Here is a 19514-nt window from a genome sequence, read left to right as displayed (position 1 = left end):
CATGCAGACCCCGGGAGAAACCTGCGACTCGGGGCGGTGCTCAGCTTGAGGCCAAGCCCTGAGTCAACACACGCTGCAGGGTCTGCAACAATTCGTCGTTGGAGGTTTGCGCCTTCACCAGCACGGCGGCAGCTCGGCTACTCTCGTCGCGGTCCACCTCGGTGGCAGAAAACACCACCACAGGAGGCGGCCGGTCCAATGCTTCGATGTCGGCGAGCAAATCCCAGCCCGAACCACCGGGCAAGGTCAGGTCGAGCAGGACAAGGTCAAAGCGCTGGTTGAGCAGCCGCACACGCGCTTCGTCGAGCGTGGCAGCGAACTCGAAAGTAGCGAAGTCCTGCATGATGGCTGCCGTGATGCGCTGGATGTCGAGGTCGTCCTCGACATGCAGGATGCGCGGCTTGCCCTCGGCCATGCCGTCGATGGCGCGGCGCAAACCCAGAATCAGCAGGTTTTCGTCGATCGGCTTGTCCAGCCAGTTCGACACCGACAACAATTGGTTATTGAACTGGATCTGCCCTTCGCCAGCCATGGCGGAGACCACCACAATCGGCAGGTTGCGCGTGTTTTCCTGGCTGCGCAGGGTGCGGATCAGCGTGATGCCGTCCTGGTCGGGAAGCTTGAGGTCCACCGTCATCGCGGCATAACTGTTGAGCGCCAGGCAGGCCTGCGCCTGAGCCGCGTTATAGACCTTGTCGGCTTCGAAGCCGCCTTTTTCCAGCATCATGCAGATCAGGCGGGCAATGTCACGGTCGTCCTCACAGACAAGAACCCGCGGTCGGCCGGAAGGCAGTGTCGGCGAGGGCACCGGCTCGGGCAGGTCCTTCCATTCAGGCAGCTCGAAGAAGAAGATGGTGCCCACATCGACTTTCGTGTGAAAACCGATGTGGCCTCCCATGCGCTCGACGATGGCCCGCGAGATGTTCAGACCCAAACCGGTGCCGCCCTTTTGCCGCGTATCGGACGAATCAGCCTGGGAGAACTTCTGGAAGATACGCTTGTGGAATTCTTCAGGAATGCCGGGGCCGCGGTCGCGCACCTCAACCCGAACGCCGATGCCGTCCCGCGTCACGTGCACCTCCACCGGATTGCCCGATGGTGAAAATTTCATGGCGTTGGACAGCAGGTTGGTCACGACCTGGATCAGTCGGTCGCTGTCTGCATGAACCTGCAGTTCATCGTCAGGGAAATGCAGATTCAGGCCAACGTTCTGCGCGGCGCCGAAACCTTCGTTGGCAGCCAGCGCCTGCACCATCAGCGGCTTGAGTGCGACCACCTGCAAATCCAGGCGCATCTTGCCAGACTCGATCTTTTCGATGTCCAGAATGTCGTTGATCAGGCGGATCAGGCGTTCGCAGTTGTTTTTGGCGATACCCACCAATGTTTTGACGGCCTCGGGCAACTGGCCGGCGACCCCGCCGGAAATCAGCCCCAGCGATCCACGGATGGAAGTCAGCGGTGTGCGCAGTTCGTGGCTGACCGTCGAGACAAACTCGCTCTTCATGCGGTCGATGCGCTTGAGCTCGGTGACATCGCTGGCCAGTGAATAAAACCCGATGACGCGGCCATCTTCGTCGCTGTAACGCGGAAAATAATTGACGACGTAATCGCGGTGGCCGCCGCGCGCCGTCACCTGTGTTCGTTCGTAGACCACCGGGTAGCCGGACAGGACTTCATCGACCCGGGCGCGCAGGCTTTCATAAAACTGCGCGCCCATGACCTCGCGCATGTGTTTTCCGTCAATTTCCTCATAGGCCCGCCCGAAGGCCTCTTCATAGGCGCGGTTGTGGAAGCGGAAGTGATGCCCAGCATCGATGTAGGCAATCAGCGCCGGCACGGTGTCGGTGATCTCCCGCAACTGTGCTTCGCTGCTACGCAGTGCTTCGCTGACCCGGCGCATTTCGGTGTTGTCACGGCCCGTCCCGCGGTAGCCGGTGAAGCGGCCGGACGCATCGAAAATCGGCACACCGCTGAGGGTCACATAACGAATCCCGCCGTTGTGGTCGAGCCGGGTGACTTCAAAATCGCGGAAAATCTCATGCCGTTCGAGCTGCGCCTTGTGCGCCGCCCAGACCTCGTCGCTCATGTTTACATGGGGCAGTTCCCAGCGCGTCTGGCCGATGGCGGCGTTGCCGCTGAACGCCGCCGTGTGCGCATGACGCAACTCGCCGGAAATCTGGACGAAACGAAAATTCTCGTCCTGCTCCCAGAACCAGTCGGACGACAGCTCGGTGAGTGCGCGGAAACGTTCCTCGCTTTCGCGCAGTACAACCTCGGCATTCTTGCGCTCGGTGATATCCTGCACCTGCGAGATGAACAACAGGGGCCGGCGGTCAGCGTCCCGCACCAGTGAACAACTCAGGTGAGCCCAGACGATGCGGCCGGATTTGTGGAAGTAGCGCTTTTCCCATTGGTAGGTTTCAATTTCTCCCGCCAGCGCTCTTTTGCGCTGCTGCAGATCAAACTCCAGATCATCGGGATGGGTCACGTCGTAAACAGTGCGCGACAACATCTCGGCCTCGGAATAGCCCAACATCTGGCAAAACGCGCTGTTGACGCGCAGGCGGCGGGAATCAATCGCAACCAGCGCCATGCCAATTGCCGAATGTTCGAAGGCGTTGCTGAATTGTCGGTCACTGAGCGCGAAGGCATCGTTGTCGCTGCTGACCATACCGCTCTGCACAGCAGTACCGGAGAGTTCCCCGTTATAGGTGAACAAGCGGCTGGAACGCGGCAACCCAGCCAGCGCTATGCCGGCGTCGTCGCTGGGGGTGACCTTGACCTGTTCACTGCCCAGTGTGAAGTAAAACGTGCTGCCCTCGCCCACAACGGACTCTGCCCAAATACGTCCGCCATGGCGAATGATGATGCGCTTGACGGTGGCCAAGCCAATACCACTGCCAGAAAACTCATCGGGAGAATGCAGGCGCTGGAAGGTACCGAACAGCTTGTCCACGTAAGCCATGTCGAATCCCGCGCCATTGTCGCGAACAAAATAAACCGCTTGCTTGTCGGCGCCGGTTTCCTTGCCAATCGTTATGCTGGCAAGCGGGGTTTTGGAGCTGAACTTCCAGGCATTGGCGATCAGGTTCTCAAGCACCTGCCGCAGCAGCGCGGGATCGGCTCGAACCAGCAGGCCGGGCTCGACCGTCACCTTGACGACGCGGCCCGCATCGCGCTCCGCATACTGGCGGACCAGTTGCGCCGCCTCCGCGCTGATATCCACCGTCTCCCAGCGCAGACTGGTACGCGACAGCTGGGCCAGCGACAGCAAGCCGTCGGTCAATTCGCCCATGCGCTGCACGCCCGCGCGTATGCGCAGCAGGTAGTGATTGGCCTTTTCGCTGGTGTCGACCGGCAGCGCCTTTTGCAACAGTGCGCAGAAGCCGTTGATCGAGCTCAGCGGCGAGCGCAGGTCGTGCGCCACCGAATAGGAAAACGCCTCCAGTTCCTGATTGGCGGCCTCCAGCTGGGCGGTGCGGCGCAACACCCGGTTTTCCAGATCCACGTTGAGCCTGACGATTTCCATCTCGGCCTGTTTACGCTTGCTGATGTCGGTGATGGTGGTGACAAAGCCGGTGGGGACCGTGGTGCCTCCTTCAAACAGGGGCTGGACATTGATCAGCGCCCACAGGGGAGCCCCCTCGGGCTTGCGGTAACAAATCACCACATTGGACTGTGGCAAACCCGTGCGGCTGGCGGCAACACTGGGCATTTCCTCGTCCGGCAGCAGGGAGCCGTCTTCGCGCAAACGCTGCCAGTCCATCCTGACTGCAGCCAGGCCCCGCATTTCCGCCAGGGTCTTGCCGAGAATACGCTCGGCACTGGCATTGCAATCGACAATACGACCGACGGCGTCGCGCATCACCACACCTTCGGCCAGCGCGGCCACCACCGCCCGAAAACGCGTCTCACTGGCCCGCAGCGCGGTTTCGATCCGCTTGCGGGCGGTAATGTCCGAACCTACACCCCGGTAACCGGCAAACTTGCCGCTGGCGTCAAAAAAAGGCTCACCGCTGATACACAAAACCTCCACTTTCCCGTCGACGCCTTCCCGTTCGTACTCAAAATCGTGAAAAGTCTCGTGCCGCTCAAGCAGCGCGCGGTGGTTTTGCCAGAGTGCCTTGTTGGCCAGCCCTTGATCAATGTCCCAGCGGGTTTTGCCAATGTACTCAGCGATTTTTTGTCTGGCTTCCTCGCTGTCGCCCCCCGACAGTGAGCTAAGGCGGAACTGGTCATCGGTCTCCCAATACCAATCCGACGACAGCTGGGTCAGGCTGCGGAACTGAAGTTCGCTCTGGCGCAGCCGGGCTTCGGCGGCACGGCGTTCGGTGATGTCCTCGGCGGTGATCAGCAGGTGGTTTACCTTCCCGCTGGCGTCCCTGAGCGCGACCTTGCGCATGTGCACATGGATGGTGCCGCGGTGTCGGGTGACGGCAACGCGGTCGGGAAAATCCTCGGCGATGCCGCTGCTGATCAGCGCCCGATCAGCGGCATACATGCGGTCGGCGTCTTCCGCAGGCCACAAGTCGTGCACGGTGCGGCCCATGGCCTCCTCGCGCGCCACGCCATAAAGGTCTTGCGCGGCCTTGTTCCACACCAGGATCGGATGCCTGCCTTCGGTCGATTTCAGGTGAAGGGCGACCGGGACGTTGTCGACTATTTCATTCAGGAAGGCGAAGGCCTGGTGCAGGGCCGCATCGGCACGTCGGGTCGCGCTGATGTCGCGGGCCGTGCCCCGGTAGCCGGTGAATCGGCCCTGGCCGTCGAACAGAGGCACGCCGCTGACTGAAAGCCAGGTAGTTATTCCGTCGGGCAGCGTGCGCAGATACTCCAACCCGCGAAACGGCTGGCGCGCATCCAGCACCGCGCGGTGCGCCTCCCAGGAGCTGCTCAGCGGCACAATGCCAGGGAGCTCCCATCGGCACTTGCCGATGGCGCCGGCGATCAGTTCCTCGTTGAATTTGCTTTGGCCCAAGTCCACTGCAAACTCGACGAAGCGGTGTTCGGCATCCTGCTCCCAGTACCAGTCGCCGGAAATTTCAGCCAGGCTGCGCAAGGCATTGCCCTTGAGCGTGCTGAGGGCGAATTTTTGTTCCGCCAATTCGCGCCTCAGTGCTTCATTAGCGCGGGCCAGTTCGAGCGCTTCGGCTTTAAGGCGCTCATGCGCTTCGCGCAGGACTTGTTCAGGCGTCATTACCGGCCCTCATGTCGGCGAATATCCCACCCACGGCAGGCCCCACCAGCGCTCGCCCAGGTGCGGAAACGGCGAACTGCAACAAATCGTGGTTTCATGCCCTGCCTGTCCTTATATGGAGGGAGTTGCGCCTGGCAGAAAACTCCGGCGCATGAACTCTCCTCAAGTGTCCGGGATCGCCTTTGAAATTGTTATAGGGATAAGTCCTTGATTGCTGTGGGGCGGCGCTTCAAAAATGAGGCCAGCAGATTTATTGCAGGGGAATCTTCAGCGCGCGGTCAATCGGGACAGATGCCACGCTGTTTTGCGGTGAGCCTTCGATCACCCGGTCTGAATAGGTCAGGTACACCAGCGTGTTTCGAGGGACATCAACCATGCGCACGATACGAATTTTTTTGAAGATCAGCGAAATCCGCTCACTGAAGACTTCTTCCTGCAATGACAGCGGTTTGACAAAGGACACCGGCCCGATCTGGCGGCAGTCAATAGAGGCTTCCGCCTTGTCCTCAGCCAGACCCACCGCGCCTTTGATGCCGCCGGTTTTGGCACGCGAGACATAACAGGTGACACCCTTGACCTTGGGGTCGTCATGCGCATCGACCACGATTTTGTGGTCCGGTCCGATGAACTTGAATACCGTGTCCACTTCACCGATGGTCTGGGCATGCAGAGGCGCGAGCGCGCCGCACAACAGGGCAAGTATCAGGAGAGAGTGGGTCGTCATGGTATTTTCTCGAAGATCAACGCCTAACTATAACGACGCCACGCCTCAAGGCAGACAAAAAGGCCCGCAGGCCGCACGGATCAATACCGCCGCGAATCGTTGGGCCGCCGGTCGTTGCGGTTGCGCACACCGTCGCCGTGATACACGCCGCAGTGTATGCGGTGCGGCGGCCCGTTGTCATAAGACACGACGACGAAACCGGCAAGACTGGCGGCAGCGAGTAAAAGGGCGACCTTTTTTCATGAGATTCTCCCGGTGGTGCTGTGACTAAAAGCTGCAGGTGCATTGCAGGCTTTTTGCGAGTGCCCCACGATATGTGCGGGGACATGCGGTGTGAAGCTGGTTACCAGATGTGCGAGAGGTAGGTGCAGGCCCTGATTGCTATCAAATTTACAGCTATTCATGCCCAGCGGCTATGGGCTGATGCCCGAATTCTTCGTAAATTGGGAAATTACTGGCTGAACAGACCTGCGGGCAGTGCACTGGGGGAGTAGCATTCACCTGAAACCTTCACCACGGATCTGAATGAGCTGCCTGCGAAACCTGTTTCTTGTGGCCGGCCTGCTGGCCGGCACCCCGCTGCTGCAAGCCGCCGCCCACCTGCCACTGCGTTTGGCCCCCCTATCGTAGGCACCTGGATCTGGGTCACCTTTGGCGGCTCCTGCACCGAAACATGGCAGTTCCGGCAGGACAGGCAGGACCGGACGATGCTGAGCACCAGTGGGCAGAAAGTGACTGAGAAAAAATACGAGAGTGCTGCGGCAGCGGATACCGCGGGCTTTTACAGACTGGTGGAAACCGTGGTGCGCCAAAATGACAAAAGGGATTGCTCGAGCGCCGTGCTGGACGGGCCCGGCGAGCAGCACACACGCTTCATCCAGTTCAGCCCGCAAGACGACTAGCTGTTGGTCTACGAAACTGCGGCGCTCGCGGCCTGTTTTGGCCCGCTCAAGCGCGTGCCTTGAACCTTGAAGGAGACATGATGAGAATTGCGGGACGATTGATTGGCATACTGATGATGCTGATGGGTACCATCTGGTTTTTACAGGGCATCAACCTGTTGCCGGGAAGTTTCATGACAGGCCAGACGCAATGGGCTATTTACGGCGGCCTGTGCTGGGCGGCGGGTCTGGCACTGGTATATGTTTGCCGCCGCGCCGGACGGACGCCTCCGCGTCCCTGATCCGGGCGGCTGGCCGGCTTAAGCCTGGTTGGCCGGGGTGCCGGCACGATGGCGGCGCGCCGGGGCCGGTGGATTAGCCGAGACATCGGTCTCGTTGCGCTTGCTAACATAGCTGCGGTACAGCTTGGCGGCAAGCCCTGAGGTGATGGCAATAACAATCAATTTACGTAACATGGGTGGCGCTCCTTAAAAGACGCCGAACAACATGAGAAGAATGATCACGGTGACGGGGACACCGAGTAGCCAGGCAATGATGGGCATTTGTTTTCTCCATGAGTGGTTTGAGAAGCTCAAAGATAAATGCGGTGTCCTCCACGGGCTGACGGATGTGAACCAAAGCGCAGGTAGGGGCAGGCCTACATAGGCGCGGCATCTACTACGCTTGCAGGCAATGACGCTGCCACGCAGACTCGCTATATTGAGGTCTACTCTCTTACAGATTGTTCCCCCGCAAAACTTGTTCGAGCCGCTGCGACGACCCCTCTCCAATCATCATGAAAAAACTCTACAAATATTTTTTTCGCGGGCTGATCACCGTTCTGCCTGTCGCGATGACCTTGTACCTGCTGTACATATTTCTGGCCTGGACGGAAAAGTTGACCCTGTGGATACTGAGCCCTCTGATCGGTAGCTTCTATCTGCCCGGCATGGGGCTGGTATCGGGCGTGCTGATCATCCTGCTGATTGGCTACCTGGTGTCCAAACCGAAGGTACGCCAATTGCTGGCGTTTGCCGAATTGCCGTTTACCAACCTGCCGGTGGTCAAAAGCATTTACAGCTCACTGAAAAGTTTTGCTGACTATTTTTCACCCACTGGAAAACAGGGGGAGCAAAGCGTGGTGATCCTGCGCATGCCCGGCCACGCGCTGGAGATCGTCGGGCTGATCACTCGCCGTGATTTTACGGACTTGCCCGGGGGATTCTTGCCCGGCGAACGGGTGGCGGTGTACCTGCCCATGGGCTACATGATTGGTGGCTACACCGTGTTTGTACCGCTCGAATGGGTGCAACCGATCAATATGTCGGTTGAGGAGGCGATGCGTTCCTCGCTGATCGCCTGGATGGCTCGGCCACCCGCCGGCACGTCCAGCGGCGGGCAGGCGTCTTGAGTTCTTTGCGGGGTATCCGGTAAAACTTTGTTTTAACCGTCAAGCCGCTCAGCTTGCCTGACGCGAAGGACCTGGACCACGACCAGCAATGTGCCGGAAAGTGATGCGACCCTTGCTGAGGTCGTAAGGCGACAGCTCCAGCGACACCTGATCGCCGGCGAGGATACGAATATGGTTCTTGCGCATCTTGCCGGAGGTGTAAGCCACCAGCTTGTGGCCGTTGTCCAGCGTTACGCGAAAACGCGAGTCGGGCAGCACCTCATTGACCAGCCCGTGCATTTCAATCAGTTCTTCTTTGGCCATGATGTAACTCCTTGGAAATTTGAAAAAATGTCTGTACAGGTCAGCCGGCGCGTCAGGCGCAAGCCGGTGCCGAGCGTTCGTGAATCCAGCGCATCGCGTGTTCGGTAGCGTAATGCAAGGCGGCAGCCGCACTGTCAAAAAGTCCGCTGAAACGCATCACTCGGTCGTGCGTGGCGCTGCCACGCCCGGACCGGATGGACACGGAGGCGGCATATTGGCCTTCGCCTTGGGGCTTGGCCAGCGGTGAGACAAGGTACTTGCCCACCGCGATGTGGTTGTGATCAATCGTCATAAAAGTCTGCGCCGGGTATGTTTCCCGGCTTGATAAATGGAGAAGTAAACGGCTTGCGAGCAAGCCAACGGGTATCCGGTTCTGCCTGCCCGGCCTGGAAGGGCCGGGTGGGTGAGCCTTGAGTGGGCACCGTTGGGAAAAGTGCTCGCTAGGAAATGGAACAGTGTTGAGAGGGTTCAGTGCTGTGGGGGCACTGAAGACACTGTGAATCCGGGCTCTGAGAAGCGCCGCATTTGAGAAGGAAGCCAGAGGGAGAGGACTTCGTTGAAAAAGGCTGATGCGTTACCGAAGCGATTATTGTAACCGCTCTGGCCGCAACGCGCTTTGCTTGACCGCCACCCCTGCCGATTGTGGAAAAACCCCTACAAGGCCGCGCCGCCAGAACGCCCACACTGGGTTCATCGCCGTCGCGGACGGCCCAACAAGAGGATTCACAGCATGCAAGTTCAAGTTAACACCAACCACAGCATCGAAGGCCGCGAGGCGCTGGAGCGCTGGGCCCAGGCTGAAGTCAGCCAGACGCTGGAGCGTTTCAGCCATGAAATCACGCGTGTGGAAGTGCACCTGAGCGATGAAAACAGCGGCAAGGCCGGCGCCGCCGACAAACGCTGCCTAATGGAAGCTCGTCTGGCCAACCACGCGCCGGTCGCGGTGACACATCATGCCCCGGGCATCGACGAAGCCTTCCGCGGAGCCGAGGGCAAGCTCAAACGCGCGCTGGACAGCACGCTGGACCGCCTGAAAGACCACCGCGACCGCGATTCCATCCGCAAGGACGCGGCCGCGCTGATCCAGCCCGAATAGCAACCGAGGCCTCAAACGCTATCAAATCGATAGCTTTTAACGCTTGCTGCTCATGGGCTGGCGCCACAAAATGGGCATCCTCCCTTTCATCCAAGCCGCGGAACCGCCTTTGCCGGGCCGCAGGCGCAGCAAGCGAACGTGGGGGCCTACTGTTCAAACTGGGGATGAAGCTGCCGGATCCGGCCCATCGCCATGCCGGCCGCCGCCGTACGCGTCTCCACGCCAAGCTTGGCGAACACCCGCTCCAGGTGTTTTTTGACCGTCATGGGGCTGGTGCCCAGGATGTCGCCGATGTCCCGGTTGATCTTGCCCTTGACCACCCAGTACAACACCTCGGCTTCACGCGCCGTGAGTTTGAAGCTCAGGCTCATCGCCTGGATCACGGTGTCGTCGGACTCCTCACGCATGATGATCAGCCAGTCGTCATCGCCGGTTTGCTGGTGCAGGCGAAAGGTCAGGCGCCGCGCCACCGAGTCAGCACTTTCGCACACCAGGCGCGGCGGCTCGATCTGCCGTTCCGCATCGGCCAGATTGCGGCGCAACCAGGTCAGCACCGCTTCCGGCGTCTGCGGCGCGGAGGTAGAGTAGTACTGCAGCAGCAGCGCGCGCGCCAGCGGTGTCTGCCACATCAGCTTGCCGTCGCTGACGCGCACCGTGATGGTGGCGTAACCGAAGGCATCGAGTGCATTACGCGCCTGGCGCTTTTCGCGCGCACTCTGCAGATGCACACCGATGCGCGCCAGCACTTCCTTGGGCTTGATCGGTTTGGTCACATAGTCCACGCCGCCCGAATCGAGCGCGGCAACCAGATACTCGGTCTCGGTCAGACCGGTCATGAAGATGATGGGAATGTGCGCGGTGCGGGCGTCGGCCTTCAACCGCTTGGCAACTTCAAAGCCGTCCATGCCCGGCATCATCGCGTCGAGCAGCACGATGTCAGGCAGGGCCTGCGCCGCGCGCTGCAGCGCGGCTTCGCCATGCGTGGCGACCAGCACGGTGAAGCCGGATTCGTCGAGCGCATCGTGCAGCACCGACAGGTTGTCCGGCACGTCATCGACAATCAGCACCACGTCGCTGTTCGCGCGGTCCAGCGTCTGCGCGAGCACGCGATCATTCATGTCGGCACCTCGCCAAGCTGCTGGCTCATGGTCTCGAACTGGAACTGGCGCGCCAGGCCGCGCATCTCGGCGGCAAAACCGGCGCTTTGAGGCTGCGACTTTTCTATCTCGTCGAGGGTATTCATGATGCCGCGAAAATAACCGAGGTTGACCACCTCGCGCAGAGCATTGAGCTGTGCGGCCGGCGGGTAAATGCGCGGGTGCGCCAATGGCGCCGCTGCGGCCGGGGCTTGCACCGGCGCTTCCAGCCAGACCAGTTGCAAACGCCGCTCCAACCAATCCAGCAGTTCACTGTGACGCACCGGCTTCAAAATGAAGTCTTCCAGCCGGACACCGGCGTCGTTGTCCAGGCCCTTGTCGAAAGCGTTTGCGGAAACGATCGCCAGATGAATGTCGGCATGGCCCGCCGCACGTATGCGGCGCAGGGTTTCCCAGCCGTCGATGCCGGGCATGGCCAGGTCCATCAGGATCACCTCGGGCCGGTAACCGGCGGCCAGCAGGTCCAGGCAGTCGTGGCCGCTGGCGGCCGTACGCAACTCGAAGCCCAGCGGCTCCAGCACATTGACCAGCAACTCGCGGTCGGCCTCCTCGTTGTCCACCACCAGCACACGCCGGCGCGCGCCGGCATAACCGTAACGCGCCTTGTGCGCACGGGAAGATGGCACCGGCAGCGCGGCACCGGCTGCCAGCCGGACTTCGGGTAAAAACAGTTTGACGCGAAACACCGAGCCGACATCGGGCGTGCTGGCCACCGTCAGCTCACCGCCCATCAGATCGGTCAGCATCTTGGCAATTGTCAGGCCCAGGCCAGCGCCGGGCGCCGCGGGGCCGGGCGTGGCCGCACGCGTGAAAGGCTCGAAAATGCGCTCGATCTCCTGCGCCGACAGGCCCGGCCCGGTGTCCTCAATCTCGATGCTGGCCATCTCGCGCGCGTACTTCAGGCGCAAGCTGATGCGGCCTCTGGCCGTGAACTTGATGGCGTTGCCCAGCAGGTTGATCAAAATTTGCCGCACGCGTTTTTTGTCAGCGCGCACCACCACCGGCAGCGTGCCTTCAGACTCGAAGTGAAAGTCCAGGCCTTTGGCCTGCGCCTCAAGTTCAAACATGCCGGTCAGCTCCTGCACAAAGTCGGTGAAGTGCATGGGCTTGACATTGAGCGTGAGCTTGCCGCTTTCGATGCGGGCGATGTCCAGCGTGCCCTCGATCAGCGACAGCAGGTGTTCACCGCCGCGTTTGATCACGCCGACCGCCTGCTGACGGTGCGGCGGGATCGACGTGTCTTCGCCCATCAGTTGCGCATAACCGAGAATGCTGTTGAGCGGCGTGCGCAGCTCATGGCTGATGGCGCTGATATAGCGGCTCTTGGCTTGATTCGCCAGATCGGCCACGCGTTTGGCCTGCTGCAGCGCCTCATCGGTCTGGCGATGCGACTCGATCTCTTTCATCAGCAAATGGGTCTGGCGGTTCGACTCCTCCTGAGCCACCTGCCGGCTCTTGTGCGCCAGCACCAGCCACCAAGCCACCAGTCCGGCAATTACCAGCAGCGCCATGTAGGCTTTCAGGAAACCTGAACGCAAGGCGGACTCGGACGCGACTTCCAGATCCAGCAGCGCCCGCATCTCCTGGTGGTACAGCAGGCCGAACACGCTGGCCAGCAGCGGCACGATCACCAGCATCAGCAGCAGGAAGTGGCCCAGGCCCGTGTCAAGGTAGGGCCAGATGCGGCGCGGCAGCAGCCAGCGCAGGGTGGCCGACCATTGCGCCGACAGGCTCGCCTGCGGCTTGCACAGATCACCGCAGCGTGCGTCCAGCGTGCAGCAGAGCGAGCAGATAGCGCCCTGGTAGGCCGGGCAATGCGCCATGTCCGGGCCTTCGTAGTCACGCTCGCAGATGACGCAGCGCTTGAGCGCATAAGGTTTGTAGTTGCCCTGTTCATCGGTCTCCGGCGCCTCACCCTGGCGTGCAATGTAGTAGCGCCCTTTCGTCGCCCAGGCAATCAGCGGCGAAGTGATGAAGGCCGTACCCAGCGCAATCAACGCCGAAAAAGCCTGAGCCAGCGGCCCGAACAGGCCCAGGTGTGCGGTCACCGACAGCACCGAGGCCAGCGCCATCGCGCCGACACCGACCGGGTTGATGTCGTAGAGGTGGGCGCGCTTGAACTCGATGCCCTTGGGCGACAGGCCCAGCGGCTTGTTGATCACCAGGTCGGCCACCACCGCCATCATCCAGGCAATCGCGATGTTGGAGTACAGGCCCAGCACATCACCCAGTGCCTGGAACACGTCCATCTCCATCAGCATGAAAGCGATCAGGGTGTTGAACACCACCCAGACGACACGCCCCGGATGGCTGTGCGTCAGGCGCGAGAAGAAGTTGGACCAGGCCAGCGAGCCGGCGTAGGCATTGGTGACATTGATCTTGAGCTGCGAGATCACGACAAACAGCGCGGTGGCGGCGACCGCCCAGCCGTAATGCGGAAACACGTATTCGTAGGCCGCCAGGTACATCTGGTTCGGGTCCACCGCGCGGTCCAGCGGCACCATGTGCTGGATCGCCAGGTAGGCCAGAAAAGCGCCGCCCAGCATCTTGACCACCCCCAGCAACACCCAGCCCGGCCCGCCGGCCAGTACGCCGGCCCACCAACGGCGGCGGCTGGCCGCCGTGCGTGCCGGCATGAAGCGAAGGTAGTCAGCCTGCTCACCCATTTGGGTGATCAGCGCGATACCCACCGTCAATGCAGCACCAAACAAGTGCAAATCAAACCCTGAGTTGGCGCCTTTTTCACCTTTATAGTGCGTAATTCCGGTAAAAGCGGCGGGGTCGCGCACCAGAACATAAATAAATGGCACAACCAGCATGATCAGCCAGAGAGGTTGCGTCCAGATCTGCAGGCGGCTGATAACGGACACGCCGTAGGTCACCAGCGGAATCACCACCAGCGCGCAGATCAAATAACCCCAGCTCGGCGGGATGCCCAGCGCCAGCTCCAGCGCATAAGCCATGACGGCCGCCTCGAGCGCAAAAAAGATGAAGGTGAAGGACGCGTAGATCAGCGAGGTCAGGGTCGAGCCGATGTAGCCGAAGCCGGCGCCGCGCGTCAGCAGATCCATGTCGACGCCGTAACGCGCGGCATAAATGCTGATCGGCAGGCCGGCCATGAAGATGATCAGCCCGGTAGCGACAATGGCCCAGAAGGCATTGGTAAAGCCGTACTGCACCAGCAGGGTCGCACCGACCGCTTCCAGGATCAGGAATGAGGCGGCGCCGAAGGCGGTGTTGGCCACGCGCCACTCGGACCATTTGCGAAAACGCTGCGGCGTGAAACGCAGCGCGTAGTCTTCCATGGTTTCGCTGGCGACCCAGCTGTTGTAGTCACGCCTGACCTTGATGATGCGCTGCACCGGCGCTTCGGCCTCGCCGGCAGGCAGCGGCGCAGGCGCCCACGGAGGCACGACCTGCGCAGGCAGGGGCAACGGTGCGGCAGGGGTGTCCATGGGTGGAGAGTCAATACGTCATAAGGCGAAGCCTGCTGAAGTGCAGATTCCATGCCACAGAGGGAAAACCAGCGCTGACGCTGGCGCAGCGGGCGATTCCTGTGGCACCATTCTTGCACCCCGGCACATGCACCCCTGCCGCAGCCGCCCCCGGAGAACCCATGGAATTGACCCCCAGAGAAAAAGACAAGCTGCTGATTTTCACGGCCGCGCTGCTGGCCGAACGGCGCCAGGCCAGGGGCCTGAAACTGAACTATCCCGAAGCCGTCGCGCTGATCAGCGCCGCCGTGATGGAAGGTGCGCGCGATGGCAAAACAGTGGCCCAGCTCATGAGCGAAGGCCGGACCATCTTGAGCCGCGCCGACGTGATGGACGGCATCCCCGAGCTGATCCCCGACATTCAGGTCGAAGCCACTTTTCCCGACGGCACCAAGCTGGTCACCGTGCACCAGCCGATTGTTTGAGCACCACAGAGATCGCACCATGCAACACAAACTTAAATCCGCTCTGTTTTTGATAGCTATCTGCGCAATATCGGCGGGGGCTAGCGCCCATATTGGCCATGTCGAGATCGTCGGCCACAGCCATACCCATACCTTCCTGAGCGGCTTCATCCATCCGCTGACTGGCCTGGATCATCTGGCGGCCATGGTCGCGGTGGGCCTGTGGAGCGCCCTGGCCGCGCGCCGCGCCTGGCCCGACCTGTTGTGGGCGCCGCTCGGGTTTGCCGCCATGCTGCTGGCCGGCGCCTTTCTCGGCTTGCAGGGTGTGGCTTTGCAGGCGGTCGAACCGATGATTGCGAGCTCGCTGCTGGTGATCGGCCTGCTGGTGCTGACGCGCTGGCGCGTTCCGGGCATCGCGGCCGCAGCGCTGGTCGGTGTGTTTGCCGTTTTTCACGGCCTGGCCCATGGTTACGAACTGGCCGGTGATGCGAACGCACTGCCGGTCGTCGCCGGCATGCTGACTGCCACCTTGCTCCTGCACACCGCGGGTGTTGCGCTGGGCTGGGCCTTGCGCCACGCCATCGTCTGGATACCGCGCCTGGCGGGCGCCAGCGTCGCGATTTTCGGTCTGGCCCTGCTTGGCCGCCTGGCCTGAAATCCAGGAGTTGTCATGATTCCCGGCGAACTGCTGACCGACGGCCCCGACCACCCACTCAACACCGGGCGCCGCACCCTGACGGTGGTCGTGCAGAACAGCGCCGACCGGCCCATCCAGGTCGGCTCGCACTACCACTTCGCCGAAACCAACGGCGCACTCGCCTTCGACCGCACCGCTGCGCAGGGCATGCGCCTCAACATCGCCTCGGGCACGGCTGTGCGCTTCGAGCCGGGCCAGCAGCGCACGGTCGAACTGGTGGACTTCGCCGGTGAACGAAAAATTTACGGCTTTCGCGGCCTGGTGCAAGGACAAATCTGATGGCAACCATAGGCAGACGCGCTTACGCCGAAATGTTCGGCCCCACCGTGGGCGACCGCCTGCGCCTGTCCGACACCGAGCTGATGGTCGAGGTTGAGGCCGACTACACCTTGCGCGCTGGAAGTTATGGCGAGGAAGTGAAGTTCGGCGGCGGCAAAACGATTCGCGATGGCATGGCGCAGTCGCAGAAGACGCGTGCCGAAGGTGCGATGGACTGCGTGATGACCAATGCGCTGATCATCGACCACTGGGGCATCGTCAAGGCGGACATCGGCCTCAAGGGCGGGCGCATCGCGGTCATCGGCAAGGCCGGCAACCCCGACACCCAGCCCGGCGTTGAAATGATCATCGGCCCCGGCACCGAGATCATCAGCTGCGAAGGTTTGATCGTCACCGCCGGCGGCATCGACTCGCACATCCACTTCATCTGCCCACAGCAGATCGAGGAGGCGCTGACCTCGGGCGTCACCACCATGCTGGGCGGCGGCACCGGTCCGGCCACCGGCACCTTTGCCACCACCTGCACCCCCGGCCCCTGGAACATCGAGCGTATGCTGCAGGCCGCCGACGCCTTCCCGATGAACCTGGGTTTTCTCGGCAAGGGCAATGCCAGCCTGCCGGCCGCCCTGCATGAACAAATCGATGCTGGCGTGATCGGCCTGAAGCTGCACGAGGACTGGGGCACCACGCCGGCCGCCATCAGCAACTGCCTGGATGTGGCCGACGAGACCGACACGCAGGTGGCCATCCACAGCGACACGCTCAATGAGTCGGGTTTTGTCGAGAACACGATTGCCGCTACCAAGGGACGCACCCTGTGTGCCTTCCACACGGAAGGTGCGGGCGGCGGCCATGCGCCCGACATCCTGAAGGTGGTCGGCGAGCTGAACTTTTTGCCCTCGTCGACCAACCCGACCATGCCCTACACCGTCAACACGCTGGACGAACATGTGGACATGCTGATGGTCTGCCATCACCTGGACCCGGCGATTGCCGAGGACCTGGCTTTTGCCGAGAGCCGCATCCGCAAGGAAACCATTGCCGCCGAAGACGTGCTGCACGACCTGGGCGCCATCAGCATGATGAGCAGCGACAGCCAGGCTATGGGCCGCGTCGGCGAAGTCATCATCCGCACCTGGCAGACCGCGCACAAGATGAAGGTACAGCGCGGCAAGCTGCCGGGCGACACCGAGCGCAACGACAACTTCCGCGTCAAACGCTACATCAGCAAATACACCATCAACCCGGCGATTGCCCACGGCATCGCGCATGAGGTTGGATCCATTGAGTTGGGCAAATGGGCCGACCTGGTGGTCTGGAAGCCGGCCTTCTTCGGCATCAAGCCAGCGCTGATCCTCAAGGGTGGCTTCATCGCCATGGCGGCGATGGGCGACCCGAATGCCTCGATCCCGACACCGCAGCCGGTTCATTACCGCCCCATGTTCGGCGGCTTCGGCGGCGCGATTGCCAAGGGCTCGCTGACCTTTGTGTCGCAGGCCGGCCTGGCTGGCGGCATCAAGGAGAGGTTCGGTCTGGCCAAAAACCTCTCCGCCGTGAAAAACATACGCGGCGTACAAAAGCGCCACATGATCCACAATAACTACGCGCCGAAGATGGAGGTCGATGCCCAGACCTACTCGGTGCGCGCCGATGGCCAGTTGCTGACCTGCGAGCCGGCGACCAGCCTGCCGATGACCCAGCGTTATTTTCTTTTCTGAACCAACTCTTTTTTCATGCTCCAGGTTTCCAAACTCATGCCGCAGGGCGCCGGCCTCGCACCCGTGCTGCTCAAGCGCGCTGCCACGGCCGAACTCGACTGGGACATCCGCCAGAAAAGCCGCTTCGAGGCCACCGACTCGCTGGGCCGCCAGCTCGGCATCTTCTTGCCGCGCGGCACCCTGGTGCGCGGCGGTGATGTACTGGTTGCCGAAGACGGCTCCCTGGTGAAAGTCATCGCGGCGCCGCAAACCGTGTTGCGCATCACGGCTTGCACCTCCCACGGCAGCCAGTTTGACCTGACCCGCGCGGCCTACCACCTGGGCAATCGGCATGTACCCATCGAACTAAAGCCCGACCACCTGAAGATTGAACCCGACCATGTGCTGGCGGCGATGTTGCGGTCCATGCATCTGATCGTCAACGAGGTTAGCGAATCCTTCGAGCCCGAAGGCGGCGCGTACAGCGCGGGCGGCCACAGCCATGGTCATGCGCAGGAAGGTGGACATGACCACGCCCACGCACCTGCTGCGGCGCCCGCGCCCCACGTGCACGGCCCCAACTGCAAGCATGATCACGATCACGGTCATGCACACGCGCATGAGGTGCAGCCGCTCGCGATCCAGATTCACAAACACAAGCCGCACAGCCATTGAGCGCGACTACCCAGCCCCTGCCGGCAGCGAGCCTGCTGCAACTGATCTGGCTGGCCTCCCCGGCTCTGCCCGTCGGCGGTTTTTCCTATTCCGAAGGTCTGGAAGCCGCTGTGGACCGGGCTGGCGTCACGACGGAAAGCCTGGCGGCCGACTGGCTCAGCGACCAGTTGCACCTGAGCCTGGCGCGTGGCGACCTGGCAGTGATTGCGCAGGCGATCCCGGCCTGGCGCGACAACCAGCTCGGCAGGGTGAAAGTCCTCAATGACTGGGTGCTGCAGACCCGCGAAACCAGCGAGCTGCGGCTGCAGGCCGAACAGATGGGCCGCTCGCTGCTCGAATGGCTGCGCAACCACCACAGCGTCAGCGATGCACATCTGCAAGCCTGCGCGCTACTGCCCCCGACCTACCCTGTCGCTTTTGCACTCGCCGCCTCGCCGCTGGCAGCCGGTGTGCCCGATTGCCTGAGCGCCTATACCTTCGGCTGGGCCGAAAACATGATGCAGGCCGCGCTCAAGTCGGTGCCGCTGGGCCAGAGCGCGGGCCAGCGCATACTGGCACGGCTGGCTGCAGAAATCCCCGCCGCCATCGCTGCAGCCATGGCGCTTAAGGATCACGAACGCCAGGCCTTCTCACCCATGCTGGCGATTCTTTCATCGCAACATGAAACCCAATACTCCAGATTGTTCCGGTCATGAGTGACAGCACTAACAATTGTCATTGCGGGCTCGACCTGCAATCCATGCCCCCGACTTCCGCACAGACCAAACGCCCTGGATCCCGGATCAAGTCCGGGATGACAGACAAACAAGACCGTACAGCACTCGCAAGGCACTTCTGATGAGCATGCACCACATCGCCAATCGCACCAAAAAACTCCCTCCGCTGCGCGTCGGCATAGGCGGGCCCGTCGGCTCCGGCAAAACCACCTTGCTCGAAATGTTGTGCAAGGCCATGAAGGACAAGTACGACCTGGTAGCGATCACCAACGACATCTATACCAAGGAAGACCAGCGCATCCTGACTGTCAGCGGCGCGTTGGACGCTGAACGCATCATGGGTGTTGAAACCGGCGGCTGCCCGCACACCGCGATTCGCGAAGACGCCTCGATCAACCTCGAAGCCATCGACCGGATGCTGGAAGATTTTCCGGATGCCGACGTGGTGTTTGTCGAGTCCGGTGGCGACAACCTGGCCGCGACCTTCAGCCCCGAACTCAGCGACTTGACGATTTACGTGATAGACGTCGCCGCCGGCGAAAAAATCCCGCGCAAGGGCGGACCCGGCATCACCAAAAGCGATTTATTCGTGATCAACAAGACCGACCTCGCCCCCTACGTGGGCGCCGACCTCGCCGTGATGGAAGCCGACACCATCCGCATGCGGACGACGGCCAAAGGCCTCAAGCCCTTTGTCATGACCAATCTGAAGACCAACACGGGGCTGGCAGAGGTGGTGGCGTTTATTGAGAGCAAAGGCATGCTGCAAAGCGCCTGAACGCT

General features: G+C 61.6%; 18 protein-coding genes. 11 read left to right on the top strand and 7 right to left on the bottom strand.

Features of this window, described 5'->3' with window-relative positions; translation table 11 throughout:
• Window positions 1–40: 40 nt before the first annotated feature.
• The gene (locus IEX16_RS19965) at window positions 41–5197 is read right to left on the bottom strand and encodes a PAS domain S-box protein (protein WP_229676247.1); all 5157 of its coding nucleotides are present in this window, start codon (window positions 5195–5197) and stop codon (window positions 41–43) included.
• A gap of 250 nt (window positions 5198–5447) precedes the next feature.
• Window positions 5448–5921, bottom strand: coding sequence for a CreA family protein (locus IEX16_RS08165; protein WP_188707845.1), 474 nt, complete (start codon window positions 5919–5921; stop codon window positions 5448–5450).
• A gap of 707 nt (window positions 5922–6628) precedes the next feature.
• Here IEX16_RS08165 and IEX16_RS08160 point away from each other — a divergent pair.
• Window positions 6629–6823 carry a hypothetical protein gene (locus tag IEX16_RS08160; protein ID WP_188707844.1) on the top strand — a complete coding sequence of 65 codons (195 nt, stop codon included), beginning with the start codon at window positions 6629–6631 and terminating at the stop codon, window positions 6821–6823.
• A gap of 80 nt (window positions 6824–6903) precedes the next feature.
• Window positions 6904–7104 (top strand): hypothetical protein, encoded by a 201-nt coding sequence (locus tag IEX16_RS08155; protein ID WP_188707843.1) that lies wholly within the window; start codon window positions 6904–6906, stop codon window positions 7102–7104.
• An 18-nt stretch (window positions 7105–7122) separates the two neighbouring features.
• On the opposite strand, the gene IEX16_RS08150 is transcribed toward IEX16_RS08155, so the two are convergent.
• The gene (locus IEX16_RS08150; RefSeq protein WP_188707842.1) at window positions 7123–7278 is read right to left on the bottom strand and encodes a hypothetical protein; all 156 of its coding nucleotides are present in this window, start codon (window positions 7276–7278) and stop codon (window positions 7123–7125) included.
• Between the two features lie 320 nt (window positions 7279–7598).
• On the opposite strand from IEX16_RS08150, the gene IEX16_RS08145 reads away from it, so the two are divergent.
• Window positions 7599–8213, top strand: a complete 615-nt coding sequence (locus IEX16_RS08145; RefSeq protein WP_188707841.1) for a DUF502 domain-containing protein — start codon at window positions 7599–7601, stop codon at window positions 8211–8213.
• A gap of 48 nt (window positions 8214–8261) precedes the next feature.
• Here IEX16_RS08145 and infA read toward each other — a convergent pair whose 3' ends face one another.
• On the bottom strand, window positions 8262–8516 hold the full coding sequence (infA, locus tag IEX16_RS08140) for a translation initiation factor IF-1 (protein WP_188707840.1): 255 nt from the start codon (window positions 8514–8516) through the stop codon (window positions 8262–8264).
• 52 nt (window positions 8517–8568) lie between these two features.
• Complete coding sequence (locus IEX16_RS08135; protein WP_188707839.1) at window positions 8569–8808, bottom strand: hypothetical protein; 240 nt, start codon at window positions 8806–8808, stop codon at window positions 8569–8571.
• Between the two features lie 438 nt (window positions 8809–9246).
• On the opposite strand from IEX16_RS08135, the gene IEX16_RS08130 reads away from it, so the two are divergent.
• Window positions 9247–9612, top strand: a complete 366-nt coding sequence (locus IEX16_RS08130; RefSeq protein WP_188707838.1) for an HPF/RaiA family ribosome-associated protein — start codon at window positions 9247–9249, stop codon at window positions 9610–9612.
• 146 nt (window positions 9613–9758) lie between these two features.
• On the opposite strand, the gene IEX16_RS08125 is transcribed toward IEX16_RS08130, so the two are convergent.
• Both IEX16_RS08125 and IEX16_RS08120 read right to left on the bottom strand, forming a co-directional pair.
• On the bottom strand, window positions 9759–10730 hold the full coding sequence (locus IEX16_RS08125) for a response regulator transcription factor (RefSeq protein WP_188707837.1): 972 nt from the start codon (window positions 10728–10730) through the stop codon (window positions 9759–9761).
• Window positions 10727–14224, bottom strand: a complete 3498-nt coding sequence (locus IEX16_RS08120) for a hybrid sensor histidine kinase/response regulator (protein WP_188707836.1) — start codon at window positions 14222–14224, stop codon at window positions 10727–10729. Before IEX16_RS08120 ends, IEX16_RS08125 begins: the two co-directional genes overlap by 4 nt.
• A gap of 161 nt (window positions 14225–14385) precedes the next feature.
• On the opposite strand from IEX16_RS08120, the gene IEX16_RS08115 reads away from it, so the two are divergent.
• From IEX16_RS08115 to ureG, 7 genes are all read left to right on the top strand, one after another.
• Complete coding sequence (locus IEX16_RS08115) at window positions 14386–14688, top strand: urease subunit gamma (protein WP_188707835.1); 303 nt, start codon at window positions 14386–14388, stop codon at window positions 14686–14688.
• Between the two features lie 19 nt (window positions 14689–14707).
• The gene (locus tag IEX16_RS08110; RefSeq protein WP_188707834.1) at window positions 14708–15322 is read left to right on the top strand and encodes a HupE/UreJ family protein; all 615 of its coding nucleotides are present in this window, start codon (window positions 14708–14710) and stop codon (window positions 15320–15322) included.
• Window positions 15323–15337: 15 nt separating this feature from the next.
• Entirely contained in the window at window positions 15338–15643 is a 306-nt protein-coding gene (locus IEX16_RS08105; RefSeq protein ID WP_188707833.1) for an urease subunit beta, read from the top strand.
• Window positions 15643–17361, top strand: coding sequence for an urease subunit alpha (gene ureC, locus IEX16_RS08100; RefSeq protein ID WP_188707832.1), 1719 nt, complete (start codon window positions 15643–15645; stop codon window positions 17359–17361). The genes IEX16_RS08105 and ureC overlap by 1 nt, the downstream gene beginning before the upstream one ends.
• Window positions 17362–17376: 15 nt before the next feature.
• The gene (ureE, locus tag IEX16_RS08095) at window positions 17377–18015 is read left to right on the top strand and encodes an urease accessory protein UreE (RefSeq protein WP_188707831.1); all 639 of its coding nucleotides are present in this window, start codon (window positions 17377–17379) and stop codon (window positions 18013–18015) included.
• A complete protein-coding gene (locus IEX16_RS08090) occupies window positions 18012–18710 on the top strand; it encodes an urease accessory protein UreF (RefSeq protein WP_188707830.1) in 699 nt (232 codons plus the stop codon). The genes ureE and IEX16_RS08090 overlap by 4 nt, the downstream gene beginning before the upstream one ends.
• Before the next feature lie 142 nt (window positions 18711–18852).
• Window positions 18853–19509: an urease accessory protein UreG gene (gene ureG, locus IEX16_RS08085; RefSeq protein WP_188707829.1), complete on the top strand. Its 657-nt coding sequence runs from the start codon at window positions 18853–18855 to the stop codon at window positions 19507–19509.
• Window positions 19510–19514: the final 5 nt, after the last annotated feature.

Origin of the sequence: Polaromonas eurypsychrophila (assembly GCF_014641715.1) — a bacterium.
Taxonomy (GTDB): domain Bacteria; phylum Pseudomonadota; class Gammaproteobacteria; order Burkholderiales; family Burkholderiaceae_C; genus Polaromonas; species Polaromonas eurypsychrophila.
Note: the sequence above shows the minus strand (reverse complement) of the source record. Positions and strands in the feature narration are given on the sequence as shown.

Excerpts from the sequence above, each read along its gene's own strand:
- IEX16_RS19965 (WP_229676247.1), bottom strand. The coding sequence starts at position 5,197 with ATGACGCCTGAACAAGTCCTGCGCGAAGCGCATGAGCGCCTTAAAGCC.
- IEX16_RS08165 (WP_188707845.1), bottom strand. The coding sequence starts at position 5,921 with ATGACGACCCACTCTCTCCTGATACTTGCCCTGTTGTGCGGCGCGCTC.
- IEX16_RS08160 (WP_188707844.1), top strand. The coding sequence starts at position 6,629 with ATGCTGAGCACCAGTGGGCAGAAAGTGACTGAGAAAAAATACGAGAGT.
- IEX16_RS08155 (WP_188707843.1), top strand. The coding sequence starts at position 6,904 with ATGAGAATTGCGGGACGATTGATTGGCATACTGATGATGCTGATGGGT.
- IEX16_RS08150 (WP_188707842.1), bottom strand. The coding sequence starts at position 7,278 with ATGTTACGTAAATTGATTGTTATTGCCATCACCTCAGGGCTTGCCGCC.
- IEX16_RS08145 (WP_188707841.1), top strand. The coding sequence starts at position 7,599 with ATGAAAAAACTCTACAAATATTTTTTTCGCGGGCTGATCACCGTTCTG.
- infA (WP_188707840.1), bottom strand. The coding sequence starts at position 8,516 with ATGGCCAAAGAAGAACTGATTGAAATGCACGGGCTGGTCAATGAGGTG.
- IEX16_RS08135 (WP_188707839.1), bottom strand. The coding sequence starts at position 8,808 with ATGACGATTGATCACAACCACATCGCGGTGGGCAAGTACCTTGTCTCA.
- IEX16_RS08130 (WP_188707838.1), top strand. The coding sequence starts at position 9,247 with ATGCAAGTTCAAGTTAACACCAACCACAGCATCGAAGGCCGCGAGGCG.
- IEX16_RS08125 (WP_188707837.1), bottom strand. The coding sequence starts at position 10,730 with ATGAATGATCGCGTGCTCGCGCAGACGCTGGACCGCGCGAACAGCGAC.
- IEX16_RS08120 (WP_188707836.1), bottom strand. The coding sequence starts at position 14,224 with ATGGACACCCCTGCCGCACCGTTGCCCCTGCCTGCGCAGGTCGTGCCT.
- IEX16_RS08115 (WP_188707835.1), top strand. The coding sequence starts at position 14,386 with ATGGAATTGACCCCCAGAGAAAAAGACAAGCTGCTGATTTTCACGGCC.
- IEX16_RS08110 (WP_188707834.1), top strand. The coding sequence starts at position 14,708 with ATGCAACACAAACTTAAATCCGCTCTGTTTTTGATAGCTATCTGCGCA.
- IEX16_RS08105 (WP_188707833.1), top strand. The coding sequence starts at position 15,338 with ATGATTCCCGGCGAACTGCTGACCGACGGCCCCGACCACCCACTCAAC.
- ureC (WP_188707832.1), top strand. The coding sequence starts at position 15,643 with ATGGCAACCATAGGCAGACGCGCTTACGCCGAAATGTTCGGCCCCACC.
- ureE (WP_188707831.1), top strand. The coding sequence starts at position 17,377 with ATGCTCCAGGTTTCCAAACTCATGCCGCAGGGCGCCGGCCTCGCACCC.
- ureG (WP_188707829.1), top strand. The coding sequence starts at position 18,853 with ATGAGCATGCACCACATCGCCAATCGCACCAAAAAACTCCCTCCGCTG.